Origin of the sequence: Variovorax saccharolyticus (assembly GCF_030316765.1) — a bacterium.
Lineage (GTDB): Bacteria > Pseudomonadota > Gammaproteobacteria > Burkholderiales > Burkholderiaceae_C > Variovorax > Variovorax saccharolyticus.
The window spans coordinates 347,104-364,420 of record NZ_JASZYT010000008.1; the positions used below are offsets into that span (position 1 = coordinate 347,104).

Here is a 17,317-nt window from a genome sequence, read left to right on the forward strand (position 1 = left end):
GACAGAGCAGAACTGCTTCGCAGTTCCTGGTCTGTCCCGCAAGGGCATCTGTTCCCGCAAGGTCTCACTTTTGCATCGCACTCACGATCCCCACGATCAGCGGCCCCATCAACGGCAGGATCACGTTCGAGATCGCGTAGGTGATCGTGTAGCCCAGCAGCGGCGTGGTGTTGCCGGCCGCGTTCTGGATGGCGCTCAAGGCCGGCGTGCTGCACTGCTGGCCGGCGATCGCGCCCAGCAGCACCGGGGCCTCGATCTTCAGCAGCTTGCGGCCGATGAACAGCGAGAAGCAGGCAGGGACGACCGCGATCGCGACGCCCAGCAGCGGCAGTGCGATGCCGAACTTCTTGATCAGCGTCAGCGCCTGCGGGCCCGACGCCAGACCGACGCAGGCGATGAAGGTGGCCAGGCCGATGTCTTTCATCAGGGCCAGCGCGTCGTCCGGAATGCTCAGCCGGTGCGGGTTCTTCGCCTGGTACCAGCCGAAGGCCAGGCCGGTCAGCAGCGCGCCGCCGCCGGTGCCGAGCGAGAACGGGATGCCGCCCAGCTTGATGCTGAAGTGGCCGATGAAGACGCCCAGCAGGATGCCGGTCGCCATGTAGCTGATGTTGGTCCGGGCCGAGCGCATCACGCGGTCGCCGAACAGCGGCAGCACCTTCGTGATGTCGGCGGCCGGGCCGTGGAGCTTCAGCACGTCGCGCTTCTTGAGCTTCAGATCGGGCAGCAGCGGCATGGCATGACCGTCGCGGATCACGCCGACGACGTGCAGGTTCTGCGGCAGGCGCGGCAGCGTGCCCGGTGTCCCGGGGCCATGCGTCTTGAGTTCGCCCAGGTCGCGGTCGAACCACTGCGGCTGGTTCAGCACCACCTCGGCGGTCTCGACCACGACGTCGAAGCCGTGGGTCTGGGCCGACTCGCGGCCGAGCAGCACGCCGATCTCCACCATCGCGCTGCGCTGCCCGATGACCAGCACCTGGTCGCCGGCCTCCAGGCGCAGCGTGGGCGTGATCGCCAGCGCCTGGGTGCCGCGCAGCACGCGCTCGATGCCGGCCCGGCGCTCGAAGGGGTCCATCAGCTCGGCCACGGTGCGGCCGGCTGCCGCATCGACCTCGAACACGCGGCCGACGATCCCGGGCGTGGCCGGTGCGGTGTCTGCGTCGTCGCTGCCGCCGCCCATCGAGCGCCAGAGCTTGTCGGCCTCGGCGCGCAGGTCGATGCGCAGCACCAGCGGAAAGACCTGGCTGGTGGTGACCACGATCGCGATCAGCCCGAACACGTAGGTGATCGAATAGGCGGTCACCACGTTGGCCTGCAGCTGGCGGATCGCCTCGGCCGGCAGCGCCAGCTTGGAGATCGCGTCGGTGGCGGTGCCGACCACCGCGGACTCGGTCGCGGCGCCGGCCATGAGGCCCGCCGCCGTGCCCTGGTCGAAGCCGAAGATGCTGCTGGCGCCGACCACCAGCGCGATCACCACCACCACCTCGACCAGGCAGAGCAAGCCCATTCGAAGGCCCTTGGCATCGAGATTGGCGAAGAACTGCGGCCCGCCGGCATAGCCGAGCGCGAAGATGAAGAGCATGAAGAAGGTGTTCTTGACACCGTCGGCGAGCGTGATGTCCAGCTGGCCGACCAGCAGGGCGACGATCAGGGTGCCGCAGACGCCGCCGAGCTGGATCGGACCGAAGCGGATCTGGCCGACGGCATAGCCCAGTGCGAGCACGCCGAAGAGAGCGATCTCCGGATGAGCGCGCAGGATGTCGACAAGCTGATTGAACACGTGGCGGACCCTTCTGTGCCACCGCCTCGTTGCGGCCTTGGCTCCCCTGACCGGGACGTGTTCGGCCGCGCAGCATTGCGAAGGCGCCCGCCCGGGCGCCTTGAATTATTGCGATCGACAACATGGGCGCAAGCCGCCCAAGGGGCAGGCCGCGATGCACCAAGGTGCAAGCGGCAGGCGCCGCGGCGCTACAGGATGCGGTTGAACCAGAGCAGCGACAGGCCGGCCGAGAGCAGCGCCAGCGCGGCGGCGCCCATCGCGAACAGGGCCGAGATCTCGGTTTCCTTCTTCTCGACCGTGAGCCGCGAGCTCAGCGTGTTGTAGACCTTCTTGAGGTCGGTCGCGGTGCCGGCATAGAAGTACTCGGCGTTGGTCTTGTTGGCGATCGCCTTGAGCGTCTCTTCGTCGAGCCGCACCCGCATCGACCAGCCCTCGAAGCCGATGGTCTCGCCGTCGACCGTGCCGATGCCGACCGTGTAGACGCGCACGCCGCGTTCGGCCGCCACCTTGGCGGCATCGAGCGGATCGACGCCGGTGGTGCGCTGGCCGTCGGTCAGCATGATGATCGCGGCCGAGGTGTAGGAGCCCGGGGCGACCGGCGTGAATTCCTTCGGCGGCGGCTTGCCGGCGCGCTCGATCGGCACCCCGGTTTGGCGGGTCTTCGGGCCGAAGTCGGAGATGTCGATGCCCGCGTCGGGGAACAGCGTGGCCAGCGAGACCACGATCGCGTTGCCGGTGGCGGTCGCGCGCTGCAACTGGAAGGAGTCGATCGCGGTGACCAGGTCGTCGCGGTTGGTGGTGGGGAGCTGCGCCACCTGCGCGCTGCCCGCGAAGGCGACGATGCCGACCTTGACGGTGCGCGGCAGTTCCTTCAGGAAGCTCTTGGCCGCCTCCTGCGCGGCGACCAGCCGGTTCGGTTGCACGTCGGCCGCCCGCATGCTGCCCGAGACGTCCATCGCGAGGATGATGGTCTGCTGGTTCGACGGCAGCACCACCACCGCCATCGGCCGCGCGGCGGCGATCAGCATCGCGGTCAGCGCCAGCAGGAACAGGAACGGCGGGATGTGGCGCCGCACGGTCTGCCCGGCGCCCATCGCCTCGCGCACGATCGACAGGCTGGCATAGCGCAGCGCCAGCTTCTTCTTGCGCCGCATCAGCCAGAGGTACAGCAGCACCAGCAGCGGCACTGCGAGCAACAGCCAGAGGAACTGAGGCCAGAGAAAGTTCATAGAGCAACCTTCGCGCTGCGCGCTGCGGTATTTGCCTTCGGGACGGCCGGGCGTCTCATGCGGCCACCATCTTGGAGCTGGATTGTCCGCCGCGCACGCGGCGTTTGCGCATGTCGGCGAAGCGCACGATGGCCTCGACCAGGTCGTCCGCGGTCGAGAGTTCGAGGGCGTCGACGCCGATCTTCGCGAGCGCCTCGCGCAGCTGCGTCTCGCGCTCCGCCGCGATGCGCGCGAAGCGCTTGCGGAAACCGGCATCGTGCGTGTCGACCCAGAGCTGCTCGCCGGTCTCGGCATCGCGCAGCGGCACCAGGCCGAGATCGGGCAACTCGAGTTCGAGCGGATCGAACAGGCGCACCGCCACGACGTCGTGGCGCTGCACGAGGTGGGCCAGCGGCTTTTCCCAGCCCGGCTCGGAGACGAAATCGGAGACCACGAACACGGTCGAGCGGCGCGGCATCAGGACCGCAGCCGACTTGAGCAGGTCGGCCAGCCGCGTCATGCCTTTCTGGTCGGGGGCGCGTTCGGCGGGCCGGCGCTCCATCGCATGCAGCAGGTGCAGCACGTGGCGCCGTCCGGTACGCGGCGGGATCACGGCTTCGACGTCGTTGCCGTAGACCATCGCGCCGACCCGGTTGCCGTGCCGGGTCAGCAGGCGGGCCAGGACGCCGACGAAGCCGGCCGAGATCTCGCGCTTGGCCTTGACGCCGGAGCCGAAGTCGACCGAACGGCTCAGGTCGAGCACGAACCAGGCCGCCATCTCGCGGTCTTCGGTGAAGACGCGCACGTGCGGCGTCTGCAGCCGGGCCGTGACGTTCCAGTCGATGTGGCGCACGTCGTCGTGGTGCTGGTATTCGCGCAGGTCGGCCAGGTCGAGGCCGGTGCCGCGCATCAGCGTGCGGTAGTCGCCCTGCAGCAGGCCGTCGAGGCGCCGGATCACGGTCCATTCGAGCCGGCGCAGCGCGCGCTCGACGCCGCTGGCCGCGGATTCGACGGCCGCGAGCCGTTCGTCGTTGGCGGCTTTCGCGCGCTTAGGCCACCAGCTTTTCATGCTCTAGGGGTTTTGCAGGGGCGGGTACGGCCCGCATGATGCGGTCGATCAGGCTGTCGGGCGTGAGGCCCTCGGACAGGCCCTCGTAGGACAGCGTGACACGGTGCCGCAGTACGTCGGGAACCAGCGCGGTCATGTCCTCGGGCAGCGCATAGCTGCGTCCGCGCAGCAGGGCCAGCGCGCGCGCGCCCTGGGTCAGGTTGATGCTGGCGCGCGGACTGGCGCCGAAGGTGATGAAGCGCCGCATGTCCTTCAGGCCGTGCTTCTCGGGCGTGCGGGTGGCCGACACCAGCCGGACCGCGTACTGGATCAGCGAGGGATCGACGTAGACGCGTTGCGCCTCGGCCTGCAGGGTCGCGAGCTGGTCGGTGGTGGCCACCGGCACGGCCTCGACCGGCGGGCCGATCACGCGCTCGACGATGACGAACTCTTCCTCGTCGGTCGGGTAGTCGACCAGCACCTTCATCATGAAGCGGTCGACCTGGGCCTCGGGCAGCGGGTAGGTGCCCTCGGTCTCGATCGGGTTCTGCGTCGCCATCACGAGGAAGGGCCGGGGCACCTTGTGCGTCTCGCCGGCGATCGTGACCTGGCGCTCCTGCATCACTTCGAGCAGCGCGCTCTGCACCTTGGCCGGCGCCCGGTTGATTTCGTCGGCCAGCAGCAGGTTCGCGAACACCGGCCCCAGCGAGGTGCTGAAGTCACCAGTCTTCTGGTTGTAGATGCGGGTGCCGACCAGGTCGGCCGGCACCAGGTCGGGCGTGAACTGGATGCGCTTGAACTGGCCGCGCACGGTGTCGGCCAGGGTCTTGACCGTGAGCGTCTTGGCCAGGCCCGGCACCCCTTCGACCAGCAGGTGTCCGCCGGCCAGCATCGCCACCATCACACGTTCGAGAAAGCGGTCCTGGCCGACCACCACGCGCTTGACCTGATAGAGGATCTGCTCCATCAGCTCGGCCGTGACCGGAGAGGGCGATTCGAACTCTGTGCTCATGGCGATTTCTTTCGTCGGTGGTGGGTCAGAAGGGCGGCGAGCCCGCGGCGGTGGCGGCGTTCTCGATCGGCACCGCGAAGCCGATGCCGATGAAGGTGCGCTGCTGGGTCGGGTTGAGGATGGCGGTCACGATGCCGAGCACCTCGCCGTTCATGTTGACCAGCGGGCCGCCCGAGTTGCCGGGGTTGGCGGCCGCATCGAACTGGATCAGGTTGCCGAGTTCCTGCTTGCCTTCGGGCGAACGGAAGGAGCGGTTGAGGCCCGAGACAACGCCGGCCGACACCGAGGGACCGATGCCGAAGGGGAAGCCGACCGCGGCCACCTGGTCGCCCGGCATCAGGTCGGCGGTCGAGCGCATCGTGGCCGGGATCAGGTCGTCGGGCAGCTTCTGGGCCTGCAGCACGGCGAGGTCGTTCTCGGGCTGCAGGGCGGTGATGGTCGCGGGCGCCTCGAGGCCGTCGGCGAAGGTGACCTTGATGGTCTCGGCGCCGGCGACCACGTGCAGATTGGTCAGGATCACGCCCTTGTCGACGATCACCACGCCGGTGCCGACGCCGCGCTCGACCTGCTTGCCCGGCACTTCGTCGGTGGCCTCGGCCGGCTTGCCCTTGGCCATGTTGCGGCCGCGCTTCTCGGTCTTGGCCTCGGGCGTGGACTTTTCGGTGCCGTAGCCGACCACGCGCACCACGGAGGGGCGGATGATCTCGGCGGCACGGGCCGCGGGCGAGGGCAGGACCTGGGTCTGCAGCGTGCGCAGCACGGCAGCGTCGATGTCCTTCTGGGTCAGGGCCTGGGCCCCCTGGCGCGGCCAGAAGTAGGCGCCGGTGGCACCCATGGCGACGACCATGGCCAGCAGCAGGCCGAAGCTGCGTCGGCCCGGCTGCCAGGGTGGGGCGGGAGGCTGCGCGGCCGCTTCGGCCCCAGCGGCCTCGGCAGGCGTGCCGGGCTCGGCCGCATCCTGCGGCCCTCGGGGCGAGCGGCTGTAGAAAGCTGGCCTGCGCATCGGGCACCTCCGGGCAAAAGAGAGTCGCTGTGGGAGGCACGGTAGCACGCTTTCCGCGGCCTTGCATCCCTTCGGGCATCATCGTGCGATGGCCTTCTTCGTCGACACCCACTGCCACCTTGACGCGCCCGAATTCGGATCGGAGATGCCCCAGATCCGTGCCCGCGCCAGGAGCGCCGGCGTCGGGTTCTGCGTCATCCCGGCAGTTGCCGCCTTCAACTTCGACACGGTGCGCGAACTCGCACACCGGCAGGGCGATGCCTATGCGCTCGGCATCCATCCGCTGTGCACCGGCGACGCACGCGACGAGGATCTCGCGCTGCTCGACGACGCACTGGCCCGCCGGCGCGACGACCCGCGGCTGGTGGCCGTCGGCGAAATCGGCCTCGACTACTTTGTGGAGGGACTGGATGCCGACCGGCAGGAGCGCTTTTTTCACACTCAGTTGCAACTGGCGCGCAAGCACGCGCTGCCGGTCATCATCCATGTGCGCCGATCGGTGGACAAGGTGCTGAAGCACCTGCGCCAGGTGGCGCCGGGCCAGCGCTGGGAGGGCATCGCGCATGCGTTCAACGGCAGCGAGCAGCAGGCGCAGGCCTGCATCGACCTCGGGCTCAAGCTCGGCTTCGGCGGCGCCGTGACCTTCGAGCGCGCCCTGCAGCTGCGCCGGCTCGCCGCCTTGCTGCCGCTCGAAGCGATCGTGATGGAGACCGATTCGCCCGACATCCAGCCGCATTGGCTCTACCGGACCCAGGCGCAGCGGGCGGCGGGCGAGCCGCAGGGGCGCAACGAGCCGTCCGAGCTGCCGCGCATCGCCGAGGTGGTGGCCGGCCTTCGCGGCATCGAGGCGGCGTCGCTGGCCGAGGCGACCACGCGCAACGCCGCGCACGCCTTGCCTCGTCTGCAGGCGCTGATCGGCCTGTCGGCCGACCGCCCGCGGGGCGCGTAGGCCAAGTGCCCGAGTTGGGTGCGTGCTGGCGTGAGCGGGGGTTTTGGTGTCATCCTTCGACCCCGTGCACTCGTTGCATCAATGTGGCGAGCCAGTCACTCCAACTCATACAAGGAGCTTTCCCATGAACCAGTCCATCGTTCGCACCCTCCCCGCCGCCCTGGCGTTCGCCCTCGCCGGCATCGGCTTCTCGGCGGTCGCACAGACCACCGCCCCGAGCACCACCCAGAAGGTGGAGAACGCGGGCGAGAAGGCCTGGGACAAGACCAAGGAAGGAACCGAGAAGGCCTGGGACGCCACCAAGAGCGGCACCAAGAAGGCCGTGAAGGCGACCGAGAAGGGCGCCAAGAAGACCGGCAAGGCGATCGACAACGTGGCCACCGATGCCGCCGACGGCACGCGCAAGGTGGGCGACAAGATCGGCGAGAAGATCCCGGGCACGGCCCAGAACGAAGCCGTCAAGAAGTAGCCCGGAGCGCGCCGCACGACGGCGCCCGGCCCCGAAGAAAAACCCGCCGCGGCGGGTTTTTTCTTTAGGCGACCGCGGGTGGCGTGATGTTCCGGTGCACCAGAGGCGTCTCGGGCGTCGGGTAGCCGGCGCTGCCGAAAGTCCTTACCACCGCCTTGTGGGTGTCGAAGTACACCTGCCAGTAGTGGTCGGTGTGGGTGTAGGGACGCACGGCGAGCAGCGGCCCCTCGGGCGTGAACTGCAGGATCTCGACATCCGGCGGCTGCTCGGTCGAGACGTTCGGGATCTGGCTCACCGCGGCCTTGAGCAATTCGATCGCCTGGTTGACGTCGACGCCGTTGGCGACCTTGGCCGTGACGTCGACCCGCCGGAAGGCGAGCTGGCTGAAGTTCTGGATCGGGTCCGACAGCACCTTGTTGTTGCCGACCGTGGTGACCACGTTGTCGGGCGTGATGATCGTGGTGCCGAACAGGCCCAGTTCCTTGACCGTGCCGTTGATGCCGCCGCCGACCGTGACGTAGTCGCCGACCTTGTAGGGCCGCAGCACCTGCAGGAACACGCCGGCGGCGAAGTGCGTCAGCAGGCCGCCCCAGGCCGTGCCGATCGCCAGTCCGGCACCGGCCAGGAGCACCGCGAACGAGGTGGTGCGGACGCCGAACATGTCGAGGATCGAGAGGATCAGGACGATGTTGAGCAGCACGCCGAGGATCGAGACCAGGTAGTGGCTCAGGGTCGGGTCCATGCGCTTGCCGCGCTCGAGGGCCGTGGCGACCAGGCGCTGCGCCAGGCCGATCAGCCAGCGGCCGACCGCCCAGGCGATCAGGGCGCCGATCACTTTCAGGCCAAAATCCACGCCTTGCGTCGTCAGGAAAATCCAGATCGCTTCCGTATTCATTTCTTCTCCTCGCAGGTGCCGATGTGCCGGCAGGCCGTGCAGCGTTCGTTATGAATAAGCCGGCTTCGCGCCCTGGCGACGTCAAGGCCGTGCTCACGGGGCTCGCGCCAATCGTTTCCGGGAACACCGCCTTGTTGATACTCGGCAGTTTTCCTGGCGCCCGGTCGATCGCGCAGCAGCAGTATTATGCGCACCCGCAGAATCAGTTCTGGAGAATTTTGCAGACGCTGTGGCCCGGAAACCCGCTTCCAGTGGGCGAAGGCAGCTATGAAAAACGTAGCAGCTGGCTGCTCGACCACGGCCTCGGCGTGTGGGACGTGTATGCCAGCTGCGAGCGCGAGGGCAGCCTCGATGCGGCGATCCGCGACCCGGTGGCGAACGACATCGCGAGCTTGCGCCTGCCCCGGCTGGCGGCGATCGCGCACAACGGCGGCGAGAGCTTCCGGCATGCGCGCCATACGCAGGCGCTCGGGGTGCCGGTGCACCGGTTGCCGTCCTCCAGCCCCGCCAACGCGAGCTGGAGTTTCGAACGCAAGGTCCAGGCCTGGCGCGAAGTCTTTGCAAGGTATCTGGACCTCCCATGAAGCTCTCCCTTCCCGAAGTCAATTTCTCCGACTGGGGCGATATTCGCTACCTGCACCTGGGCACCGAATGGGTGCAGGGGTCGATGAAGCTCGATGCGCCCTTCGAGATCGAACTCGAATACGTGCAGCGCATGATGGCCTGGCTGTTGTTCGTCGACCCCGCCAGCGTCGCGAAGCGGCATGCGATGCAACTCGGCCTGGGTGCGGCCAGCCTGACCAAGTTCTGCCGCAAGACGCTGCGCATGCGCACCACCGCGATCGAGCTGAATCCGCAGGTGGTCGCGGCCTGCCGCGGCTGGTTCAAGCTGCCGGCCGACGATGCCAAGCTCGAAGTCGTGGTCGCCGATGCCGCGACCGAGATCCGCAAGCCGCGCTGGCTCGGCACGGTCGACGCGCTGCAGGTCGACCTCTACGACCACGAGGCGGCGGCGCCGGTGCTCGACAGCGAGGCTTTCTACGCCGACTGCCGTGCCCTGCTGACCGAGGACGGCGTGATGACGGTCAATCTCTTCGGCCGCTCGTCCAGCTACGAGCGCAGCCTCGAGAAGATCACGGCCGCCTTCGGCGCCGATGCGGTCTGGGCCTTCAAGCCGACGCGCGAAGGCAACACGGTGGTGCTGGCCCAGGCCGTCGCCAGCCGGCCGAAGCGTCCCGCGCTTGCCGACCGTGCCCAAAGCATCCAGACTCGCTGGAGCCTGCCTGCGCCGAAGTGGCTGCGGGTGTTCAAACCGCAAGAATGAATTCGCCCCGGGTCGCTTTGGGTTGGAAATGAACGCTGTACTGACTTCTTCCTCGTCTTCTCCTTCCGGCCACGAAGGCCCGCTGGTGCTGCGCCAGCTGATCGAATGGCTGGCCAAGGACGGCCTGATCTCGCCGGTCGAGGCCAAGCGCACGCTGGCGCGCTGCGCCCAGGCGGAGAGCCGGCAGGCGCCGCTGGTGCGCCTCGCCAATGTCGCGATGACGCGCGAGAGCGACGGCAAGCCGCTCGATCTCGAGATGCTCACCCAATGGCTGGCCGGCCGGGCCGGGCTCGCGTACCTGCGCATCGATCCGCTCAAGGTCGACGTGGGCAAGGTGGCCGACACCATGAGCGCCGCCTACGCCGAGCGGCACAAGGTGCTGCCGGTGCAGGTGACGCCGAGCGAGGTGGTGGTGGCGACTGCCGAGCCCTTCCTGACCGACTGGATCGCCGAGGTGGAGCGCCAGTCGCGCCGCGCGGTGCGCCGGGTGGTCGCCAATCCGACCGACATCCAGCGCTACACGGCCGAGTTCTTCGCGCTCGCCAAGTCGGTGCGGGCGGCGCAGAAGGCCGGCGGCGGTGCCGGCGGCGCCAGCTTCGAGCAGCTGGTCGAGCTCGGCAAGAGCAACAAGCAGCTCGACGCCAACGACCAGAGCGTGGTGCAGGTGGTCGACTGGCTCTGGCAGTACGCCTTCGATCAGCGCGCCAGCGACATCCACCTCGAGCCGCGGCGCGACCAGGGCGTGATCCGCTTTCGCATCGACGGCGTGCTGCATCCGGCCTACCAGATGCCGATGGGCGTGATGAACGCGATGGTGGCGCGCATCAAGCTCCTGGGCCGCATGGACGTGGTCGAGAAGCGGCGTCCGCTCGACGGCCGCATCAAGACCCGCAACCTGCGCGGCGACGAGGTCGAGATGCGCCTGTCGACCTTGCCCACGGCCTTCGGCGAGAAGATGGTGATGCGGATCTTCGATCCCGACACCGCCGTCAAGGACCTCGATGCGCTCGGCTTCGCCCAGCATGACGCGCAGCGCTGGGAGAAGCTCGTGACGCGGCCGCACGGCATCATCCTGGTGACCGGACCGACCGGCTCGGGCAAGACCACCACGCTCTATTCGACCCTCAAGCGGGTGGCGACCGAGCAGGTCAACGTCAGCACCGTCGAGGATCCGATCGAGATGATCGAGCCCTCGTTCAACCAGACGCAGGTTCAGCACCAGCTCGACTTCGGCTTCACCGAAGGGCTGCGGGCGCTGATGCGGCAGGACCCGGACATCATCATGGTGGGCGAGATCCGCGACCTCCCCACCGCCGAGATGGCGGTGCAGGCGGCGCTCACGGGCCACCTGGTCTTCAGCACCCTGCACACCAATGACGCGCCGAGCGCGATCACGCGGCTGATGGAACTGGGCGTGCCGTCCTACCTGATCAACGCGGTGATGCTCGGCGTGCTGGCCCAGCGTCTGGTGCGCACGCTGTGCCCGCATTGCAAGGAGCTGGACGAATCGATCACGCGCGAGAAGCTGGCCGAGTTCGTCAAGCCCTGGCAGATCAACGGCTCGGTGCGGGCCTACAAGCCGGTCGGCTGCGTCGACTGCCGCATGACCGGCTACATGGGGCGCATGGGACTGTACGAACTGCTCAGCGTGAGCGAGGAGTTCAAGGCCCTGGTCACGAAGGAGCCGAACACGGTCGGACTGCGCCGCCAGGCGGTGGTCGACGGCATGCGGCCCCTGCGGCTGGCCGGCGCGCTGCGGGTCGCCGAGGGCGTCACCACCATCGAGGAAGTGCTCAGCGCAACGCCGCCTTTGGAATGATTCAAGCAGGGATTACCCTGAATTCTCGATAGGTGGAATCCACATCGAGCTGACTCGCAGCTGACCACACAATCTCCGATCGAGTTTTTTCGTGGAGACTGTTCGTGAAAATCAAGAGTCAGAAAGACTTCTTCTCGGGGGTGATGTTCGCCGTCGTCGGAGTCGCCTTCGCTTGGGGGGCGACGACCTACAACGTCGGCAGCGGTGCCCGCATGGGCCCCGGCTACTTCCCGCTGATGCTGGGCATCCTGATGGCCGTGATCGGCCTCGTGATCATGTTCACCGGCCTCACGGTCGAGACCGAGGACGGCGAACTGATCGGCAAATGGGCCTGGAAGCAGGTGGCCTACATCCTCGGCGCCAACCTGGCCTTCGGCGTGCTGCTCGGCGGACTGCCCAGCGTCGGCGTGCCGGCCATGGGTCTGATCATCGCGATCTATGCCCTGGTCATCATCTCCAGCCTGGCCGGCGCCCACTTCGAGCTGCCCAAGGTGCTGATCCTCGCGACGGTGCTCGCGATCGGCAGCTACATCGCCTTCATCTGGGCGCTCAAGCTGCAGATCCAGGTCTGGCCTACCTTCATCACGGGCTGAGGACCGACAAATGGAACTCCTAAACAATCTCTCCCTCGGTTTCGGTGTCGCGTTCACCTTCACCAACCTGCTGTACTGCCTGGTCGGCTGTATTCTCGGCACGCTGATCGGCGTGCTGCCGGGCATCGGCCCGGTCGCCACCATCGCGATGCTGCTGCCGGCCACCTACGCGCTGCCGCCGGTGTCGGCCCTGATCATGCTGGCCGGCATCTACTACGGCGCCCAGTACGGCGGTTCCACCACCGCCATCCTGGTCAACCTGCCCGGCGAGTCGTCCTCGGTCGTGACCGTCATCGACGGCTACCAGATGGCGCGCAAGGGGCGGGCCGGTCCGGCGCTGGCTGCCGCCGGCCTGGGCTCCTTCTTCGCCGGCTGCGTGGGCACGCTGATCCTGGCCGCCTTCGCGCCGCCGCTGACCGAGCTGGCCTTCAAGTTCGGCCCGGCCGAGTATTTCTCGCTGATGATCCTGGGCCTGATCGGCGCCGTGGTGCTGGCCTCGGGCTCGCTGCTCAAGGCGATCGCGATGATCGTGCTGGGCCTCTTGCTGGGCCTGGTCGGCACCGACGTGAACTCGGGCGTGGCGCGCTTCAGCTTCGACATCCCTGAACTCACCGACGGCATCGGCTTCGTCGCCATCGCCATGGGCGTGTTCGGCTACGGCGAAATCATCGCCAACCTGTCGCGCCCCGAAGAAGACCGCGAAGTGTTCACCGCCAAGGTGTCCGGCCTGTTCCCGACCAAGGAAGACTTCAAGCGCATGCTGCCGGCGGTGCTGCGCGGCACCACGCTCGGCGCCGCGCTCGGCATCCTGCCGGGTGGCGGTGCGCTGCTGGCCGCCTTCGCTGCCTACACGATCGAGAAGAAGACCAAGCTGCATCCGGGCGAAGTGCCCTTCGGCAAGGGCAACATCCGCGGCGTGGCGGCTCCCGAGTCGGCCAACAACGCCGGCGCGCAGACCTCCTTCATCCCGCTGCTGACCCTGGGCATCCCGCCCAACGCCGTGATGGCGCTGATGGTCGGTGCGATGACGATCCACAACATCCAGCCCGGCCCGCAGGTGATGACCAGCAACCCCGAGCTGTTCTGGGGCCTGATCGCCTCGATGTGGCTCGGCAACGCGATGCTGATCGTCCTGAACCTGCCGCTGATCGGCATGTGGATCAAGCTGCTGTCGGTGCCCTACAAGTACCTGTTCCCGGCGATCGTGCTGTTCTGCGCGATCGGCGTGTACTCGACCAACAACAACACCTTCGACATCTGGATGGTGGCGGCCTTCGGCTTCATCGGCTATGCCTTCTTCAAGCTCGGCTGCGAGCCGGCGCCGCTGCTGCTGGGCTTCATCCTGGGCCCGATGATGGAAGAGAACCTGCGCCGCGCCCTGCTGCTCTCGCGCGGCGACTGGATCGTCTTCGTCTCGCGGCCGATCTCGGCCGGCCTGCTGGCGGCGGCGCTGCTGCTGCTGATCATCGTGCTGCTTCCGGCCGTCAAGTCGAAGCGTCAAGAGGCCTTCGTCGAAGACTGATCCTTCCCGGACCCTCGCAAGAAAACGGCAGCCTCGGCTGCCGTTTTTTCGTTCAGGCCTTGAGGACGCGCGGCGGCTTCATGTGCTGCCGGGCCATGGCGAGGAAAGCCATGGCGGCCGGATTGAGCGGATGCTTGGCCAGCCGCACCGCGACCACCGGGTACTCCAGCGTCGGCCGCGTCACCGCCACCGCGCGCAGGTTGCCGGGCATCAGGATCTCGACATAGCGCGGCAGCAGCGCGACACCCGCGCCGGCCTGGATCAGGCCGAACGCGGTCGACAGCATCGACACGTGGTGGACCACGCGCGGGTACACGTTGGCCACGCTCGACAACTGGCGGCTGACCGAGCGCCAGATGTTGGCGTCCGGATTGACGTGGATGAAAGGCAGTGCATCGAGGTGCCTGGCGTCGATCACCACGCGCTGGGCCAGCGGATGGTCGTCGCGCACGAACAGCGCCATGCGTTCGCTGAACAGCGGCTCGGTCGCCAGTTCCGAGTGCTTCTGGCCGATGTCCGAGCCGAAGCCGAGGTCCGCCTCCTGCGAGAGGATGCGCGAGATCATCTGTTCGGCCGTGCTGTCCATCAGTGCGGTTGCCAGCGCAGGGTGCTGCTGGGAGAAGCGGCCCAGCAACGGCGGCAGCAGCGCGCCCGCCGTGAGATGGCCCACGGCCAGCACCACGCGCCCCTCGCGCAACTGGGATTGCGAGCGGCAGGCGTCGACCGATTCGTCGATCAGCCGCAGTGCGCGCACCGCGGTGTCGACCATCATCTGGCCCGCATTGGTGATCCGGATGCGGCGGCCGCGCACCACCAGCGGCTGCCCGAGTTCCTGCTCCATGCGCTTGATCAGGTGGCTGATCGCGGGCTGGGTGAGTTGCAAGGCTTCGGCCGCAAGGGTGAAGCTGCCCGTCTCGGCCACCGCCGACAGGGCCCTGAGCTGTTGCAGGGATATTTCTTCCGCCGCGTTTCGAGTCATAAGCTGTATTTATAGTTCGATAAACCGGATTATCTGGCTTGATGCCCCACCCTTGCATAGCATTCGGATTCCTCTCCACAGGGACAGAATCCAGCCCATGAAACGAATCCAGTTCCTTCAGGCCTGCGCCGCCGTGCTGTGCGTGGCCGCATCGCCCGCCAGCCTGGCACAAGGCTATCCAAGCAAGCCGATCCGCCTGATCGTGCCTTTCCCGGCCGGCGGCGCCACCGACCTGTTCGCGCGCACGCTGTCGCAGAAGATGGGCGAGAAGCTGGGCACCACGGTAGTGATCGACAACAAGCCCGGCGCTGGCGGCGCGATCGGCTCCGACATGGCGGCCAAGGCGCCGGCCGACGGCTACACGCTGCTGCTGGCGACCACCAGCACGCACTCGATCGGTCCGGCGATCAACGCCAAGCTGCCCTACGACACGGTGCGCGACTTCACGCCGATCGCCCATGTGGGCGATGCGCCCAGCATCATGCTGGTGCCGAACGACTCGCCCGCCAAGACGGTGCGCGAGTGGATCGACTACGCCAGGAAGAACCCGGGCAAGCTCAACTACGCCTCGAGCGGCAACGGCACGATCGTCCAGCTCACGGCCGAGCTCTTCAAGTCGCAGGCCGGCGTGTTCGTGACCCACATCCCTTACAAGGGCACGGCGCTGGCGATTCCCGATCTGATCACCGGCAAGGTCGACGTGCTGTTCGACTCGCTGCCGACCGGCATGCCGCACGTGCGCGACGGCCGCTTGCGGGCGCTCGGCGTGACCACGCAGAAGCGCAGCCCGCTGGCGCCCGAGCTGCCCCCGATCGCCGATGTGCTGCCCGGCTTCGAATCCAACACCTGGTTCGGCCTCTACGGCCCGAAGGGCCTGCCGGCCGACATGGTGGCCCGCATCAACACGGCCGCCAACCAGTCGCTGAGCGACCCGGAAGTGCGCGACAAGCTGGCACGGCTGGGCATCGAACCCACCACCAGCACGCCGGCGCAGTTGGCCAGCATGGTGGCGGCCGATGCCGCCAAGTGGAAGAAGATCATCATCGACAGAAAGATCACCGGCGACTGACATGAAATTCGACTACGCGAACCCCTACACCTCGACGCGCATCCCGGTCTTCGCGCGCAACGTCGTCTCGACCTCTCACCCGCTGGCCGCCCAGGCCGGCCTGCGCATCCTGCAGCAGGGCGGCAACGCGGTCGACGCGGCGGTGGCGACCGCGGCGGTCATGACGCTGGTCGAGCCGGTCAGCAACGGCCTCGGCAGCGATGCCTTCTGCATCCTCTGGGACGGCAAGAAGCTGCACGGCCTCAACGCCTCGGGCTGCGCGCCCGCTGCGTGGACGCCCGAGTACTTCCGTAAGAAGCACGGCGCCGACGCCGCGACGCCGCCGATGCGCGGCATCGACTCGGTCACGGTGCCGGGCGCCGTGGGCAGCTGGGTCGCGCTGTCGGAGCGCTTCGGCAAGCTGCCCTTCGCCGACCTCATGGCGCCGGCGATCGAGATCGCCGAGCGCGGCTACCTGATGCCGCCGGTGGTGCAGCAGAAGTGGGCCGCCGCCACGCCGATCCTGCAGTCGCAGCCCGGCTTTGCGCAGAGCTTCCTGCCCTGGGGCCGCGCGCCCGAAGTCGGCGAACTGTTCCGCTTCCCGGCGGCCGCGCGCGCTCTGAAGGCGATCGCGGCGACCCGCGGCGATGCCTTCTACGGCGGTGAAATCGCCGCCGCGCTCGAGAAGTTCTCGAACGCGAACGGCGGCAGCCTCAAGGCCAGCGACCTGGCCGGCTGGAAGCCCGAATGGGTCGAGCCGATCGCCCAGAACTACCGCGGCCACACGCTGCACGAGATCCCGCCGAACGGCCAGGGCATCGCGGCGCTGATCGCGCTGGGCATCCTCGAGCACTTCGACATCGGCTCGATCCCGGTCGATTCGGTGCGCTCCCAGCATCTGCAGATCGAGGCCATGAAGCTGGCCTTCGCCGACACCTATCGCTACGTGTCGGAGCCATCGTCGATGGAGGTGACACCACTGCAAATGCTCGATGGCGCCTACCTCGCCTCGCGTGCCAAACTCATCGACGTGAACAAGGCGCAGGACTTCCAGGCGGGCAACCCGGTCAAGGGCGGCACCATCTACCTCACCGCGGCCGACGAGAGCGGCATGATGGTGAGCTTCATCCAGAGCAACTACATGGGCTTCGGCTCGGGTTGCGTCGAGCCGGAGTTCGGCATCAGCCTGCAGAACCGCGGCCACGGCTTCAGCCTGAAGGACGGCAGCCCGAACCTCGTGGCGCCGGGCAAGCGCCCCTTCCACACCATCATTCCCGCCTTCCTCACCAAGGACGGCGCGCCGGTGATGAGCTTCGGCGTGATGGGCGGCAACATGCAGCCCCAGGGCCACATGCAGACGCTGGTGCGCATGCTCGACTACGGGCAGAACCCGCAGGCGGCCTGCGATGCGCCGCGCTGGCGCTTCAACGCCGGGCTCGAGATCAACGTCGAGGCGGCGATGGCGCCGGCCACGGTGCAGGGCCTGTCGGCGCTCGGCCACAAGGTCGACGTCATCAACGACTCCTACCAGGACTTCGGCGCCGGCCAATTCATCTGGCGCGCCGGCGATCCGGCGGTGGAGGGCTACGTGGCCGCCAGCGACGCGCGCCGCGACGGCCTCGCGGCCGGATTCTAGATGGCCTGCGACGGGATGACCTCCGACAGCGAGGC

At 67.9% G+C, this 17,317-nt stretch carries 16 protein-coding genes; 9 read left to right on the forward strand and 7 right to left on the reverse strand.

From position 1 onward, the window contains the following. Positions 1-64 precede the first annotated feature (64 nt). The 5 genes from aspT to QTI45_RS24455 all read right to left on the reverse strand — a co-directional run bounded on the left by aspT (position 65) and on the right by QTI45_RS24455 (position 6,048). On the reverse strand, positions 65-1,777 hold the full coding sequence (aspT, locus tag QTI45_RS24435) for an aspartate-alanine antiporter (protein ID WP_286656133.1): 1,713 nt from the start codon (positions 1,775-1,777) through the stop codon (positions 65-67). Positions 1,778-1,965: 188 nt separating this feature from the next. Beyond that, entirely contained in the window at positions 1,966-3,006 is a 1,041-nt protein-coding gene (locus QTI45_RS24440) for a VWA domain-containing protein (protein ID WP_286369818.1), read from the reverse strand. A 55-nt stretch (positions 3,007-3,061) separates the two neighbouring features. Further along, entirely contained in the window at positions 3,062-4,054 is a 993-nt protein-coding gene (locus QTI45_RS24445; RefSeq protein ID WP_286369817.1) for a DUF58 domain-containing protein, read from the reverse strand. Further along, positions 4,035-5,045: an AAA family ATPase gene (locus tag QTI45_RS24450; RefSeq protein ID WP_286369816.1), complete on the reverse strand. Its 1,011-nt coding sequence runs from the start codon at positions 5,043-5,045 to the stop codon at positions 4,035-4,037. The genes QTI45_RS24445 and QTI45_RS24450 overlap by 20 nt, the downstream gene beginning before the upstream one ends. 25 nt (positions 5,046-5,070) lie before the next feature. Next, positions 5,071-6,048 carry a S1C family serine protease gene (locus tag QTI45_RS24455; protein WP_286369815.1) on the reverse strand — a complete coding sequence of 326 codons (978 nt, stop codon included), beginning with the start codon at positions 6,046-6,048 and terminating at the stop codon, positions 5,071-5,073. A gap of 88 nt (positions 6,049-6,136) precedes the next feature. Between QTI45_RS24455 and QTI45_RS24460 the strand changes: the two genes are divergently transcribed. Further along, the gene (locus QTI45_RS24460) at positions 6,137-6,997 is read left to right on the forward strand and encodes a TatD family hydrolase (protein WP_286656134.1); all 861 of its coding nucleotides are present in this window, start codon (positions 6,137-6,139) and stop codon (positions 6,995-6,997) included. Positions 6,998-7,121: 124 nt separating this feature from the next. Beyond that, on the forward strand, positions 7,122-7,466 hold the full coding sequence (locus QTI45_RS24465) for a hypothetical protein (RefSeq protein ID WP_286656135.1): 345 nt from the start codon (positions 7,122-7,124) through the stop codon (positions 7,464-7,466). 64 nt (positions 7,467-7,530) lie between these two features. Here the strand turns inward: QTI45_RS24465 and QTI45_RS24470 are convergent, their stop codons facing one another. Next, the gene (locus tag QTI45_RS24470; protein ID WP_286369812.1) at positions 7,531-8,361 is read right to left on the reverse strand and encodes a mechanosensitive ion channel family protein; all 831 of its coding nucleotides are present in this window, start codon (positions 8,359-8,361) and stop codon (positions 7,531-7,533) included. A gap of 50 nt (positions 8,362-8,411) precedes the next feature. Here QTI45_RS24470 and QTI45_RS24475 point away from each other — a divergent pair, with 50 nt between their 5' ends. The 5 genes from QTI45_RS24475 (at position 8,412) to QTI45_RS24495 (ending at position 13,619) form a co-directional block, all read left to right on the forward strand. Next, on the forward strand, positions 8,412-8,945 hold the full coding sequence (locus QTI45_RS24475; RefSeq protein ID WP_286656136.1) for a DNA-deoxyinosine glycosylase: 534 nt from the start codon (positions 8,412-8,414) through the stop codon (positions 8,943-8,945). Next, positions 8,942-9,685: a class I SAM-dependent methyltransferase gene (locus QTI45_RS24480; protein ID WP_286369810.1), complete on the forward strand. Its 744-nt coding sequence runs from the start codon at positions 8,942-8,944 to the stop codon at positions 9,683-9,685. The genes QTI45_RS24475 and QTI45_RS24480 overlap by 4 nt, the downstream gene beginning before the upstream one ends. Before the next feature lie 28 nt (positions 9,686-9,713). Beyond that, positions 9,714-11,504 (forward strand): type IV pilus assembly ATPase TfpB, encoded by a 1,791-nt coding sequence (gene tfpB / locus QTI45_RS24485; RefSeq protein ID WP_286656137.1) that lies wholly within the window; start codon positions 9,714-9,716, stop codon positions 11,502-11,504. A 104-nt stretch (positions 11,505-11,608) separates the two neighbouring features. Next, entirely contained in the window at positions 11,609-12,097 is a 489-nt protein-coding gene (locus QTI45_RS24490; RefSeq protein ID WP_286369808.1) for a tripartite tricarboxylate transporter TctB family protein, read from the forward strand. Positions 12,098-12,107: 10 nt separating this feature from the next. Then, positions 12,108-13,619 (forward strand): tripartite tricarboxylate transporter permease, encoded by a 1,512-nt coding sequence (locus QTI45_RS24495; protein ID WP_286656138.1) that lies wholly within the window; start codon positions 12,108-12,110, stop codon positions 13,617-13,619. Positions 13,620-13,671: 52 nt separating this feature from the next. Here the strand turns inward: QTI45_RS24495 and QTI45_RS24500 are convergent, their stop codons facing one another. Then, entirely contained in the window at positions 13,672-14,598 is a 927-nt protein-coding gene (locus tag QTI45_RS24500; protein ID WP_286656139.1) for a LysR family transcriptional regulator, read from the reverse strand. Positions 14,599-14,695: 97 nt separating this feature from the next. Here QTI45_RS24500 and QTI45_RS24505 point away from each other — a divergent pair, with 97 nt between their 5' ends. Both QTI45_RS24505 and QTI45_RS24510 read left to right on the forward strand, forming a co-directional pair. Continuing rightward, complete coding sequence (locus QTI45_RS24505; protein ID WP_286656140.1) at positions 14,696-15,667, forward strand: Bug family tripartite tricarboxylate transporter substrate binding protein; 972 nt, start codon at positions 14,696-14,698, stop codon at positions 15,665-15,667. Between the two features lies 1 nt (position 15,668). Then, on the forward strand, positions 15,669-17,282 hold the full coding sequence (locus QTI45_RS24510) for a gamma-glutamyltransferase family protein (RefSeq protein WP_286369804.1): 1,614 nt from the start codon (positions 15,669-15,671) through the stop codon (positions 17,280-17,282). Positions 17,283-17,317 lie beyond the last annotated feature (35 nt).

What these genes read in the sequence shown, in the direction of transcription:
- QTI45_RS24440 (WP_286369818.1), bottom strand. Translation starts at nt 3,006, where the DNA reads ATGAACTTTCTCTGGCCTCAGTTCCTCTGGCTGTTGCTCGCAGTGCCG.
- QTI45_RS24445 (WP_286369817.1), bottom strand. Translation starts at nt 4,054, where the DNA reads ATGAAAAGCTGGTGGCCTAAGCGCGCGAAAGCCGCCAACGACGAACGG.
- QTI45_RS24450 (WP_286369816.1), bottom strand. Translation starts at nt 5,045, where the DNA reads ATGAGCACAGAGTTCGAATCGCCCTCTCCGGTCACGGCCGAGCTGATG.
- QTI45_RS24455 (WP_286369815.1), bottom strand. Translation starts at nt 6,048, where the DNA reads ATGCGCAGGCCAGCTTTCTACAGCCGCTCGCCCCGAGGGCCGCAGGAT.
- QTI45_RS24460 (WP_286656134.1), top strand. Translation starts at nt 6,137, where the DNA reads ATGGCCTTCTTCGTCGACACCCACTGCCACCTTGACGCGCCCGAATTC.
- QTI45_RS24465 (WP_286656135.1), top strand. Translation starts at nt 7,122, where the DNA reads ATGAACCAGTCCATCGTTCGCACCCTCCCCGCCGCCCTGGCGTTCGCC.
- QTI45_RS24470 (WP_286369812.1), bottom strand. Translation starts at nt 8,361, where the DNA reads ATGAATACGGAAGCGATCTGGATTTTCCTGACGACGCAAGGCGTGGAT.
- QTI45_RS24475 (WP_286656136.1), top strand. Translation starts at nt 8,412, where the DNA reads ATGAATAAGCCGGCTTCGCGCCCTGGCGACGTCAAGGCCGTGCTCACG.
- QTI45_RS24480 (WP_286369810.1), top strand. Translation starts at nt 8,942, where the DNA reads ATGAAGCTCTCCCTTCCCGAAGTCAATTTCTCCGACTGGGGCGATATT.
- tfpB (WP_286656137.1), top strand. Translation starts at nt 9,714, where the DNA reads ATGAACGCTGTACTGACTTCTTCCTCGTCTTCTCCTTCCGGCCACGAA.
- QTI45_RS24495 (WP_286656138.1), top strand. Translation starts at nt 12,108, where the DNA reads ATGGAACTCCTAAACAATCTCTCCCTCGGTTTCGGTGTCGCGTTCACC.
- QTI45_RS24500 (WP_286656139.1), bottom strand. Translation starts at nt 14,598, where the DNA reads ATGACTCGAAACGCGGCGGAAGAAATATCCCTGCAACAGCTCAGGGCC.
- QTI45_RS24505 (WP_286656140.1), top strand. Translation starts at nt 14,696, where the DNA reads ATGAAACGAATCCAGTTCCTTCAGGCCTGCGCCGCCGTGCTGTGCGTG.
- QTI45_RS24510 (WP_286369804.1), top strand. Translation starts at nt 15,669, where the DNA reads ATGAAATTCGACTACGCGAACCCCTACACCTCGACGCGCATCCCGGTC.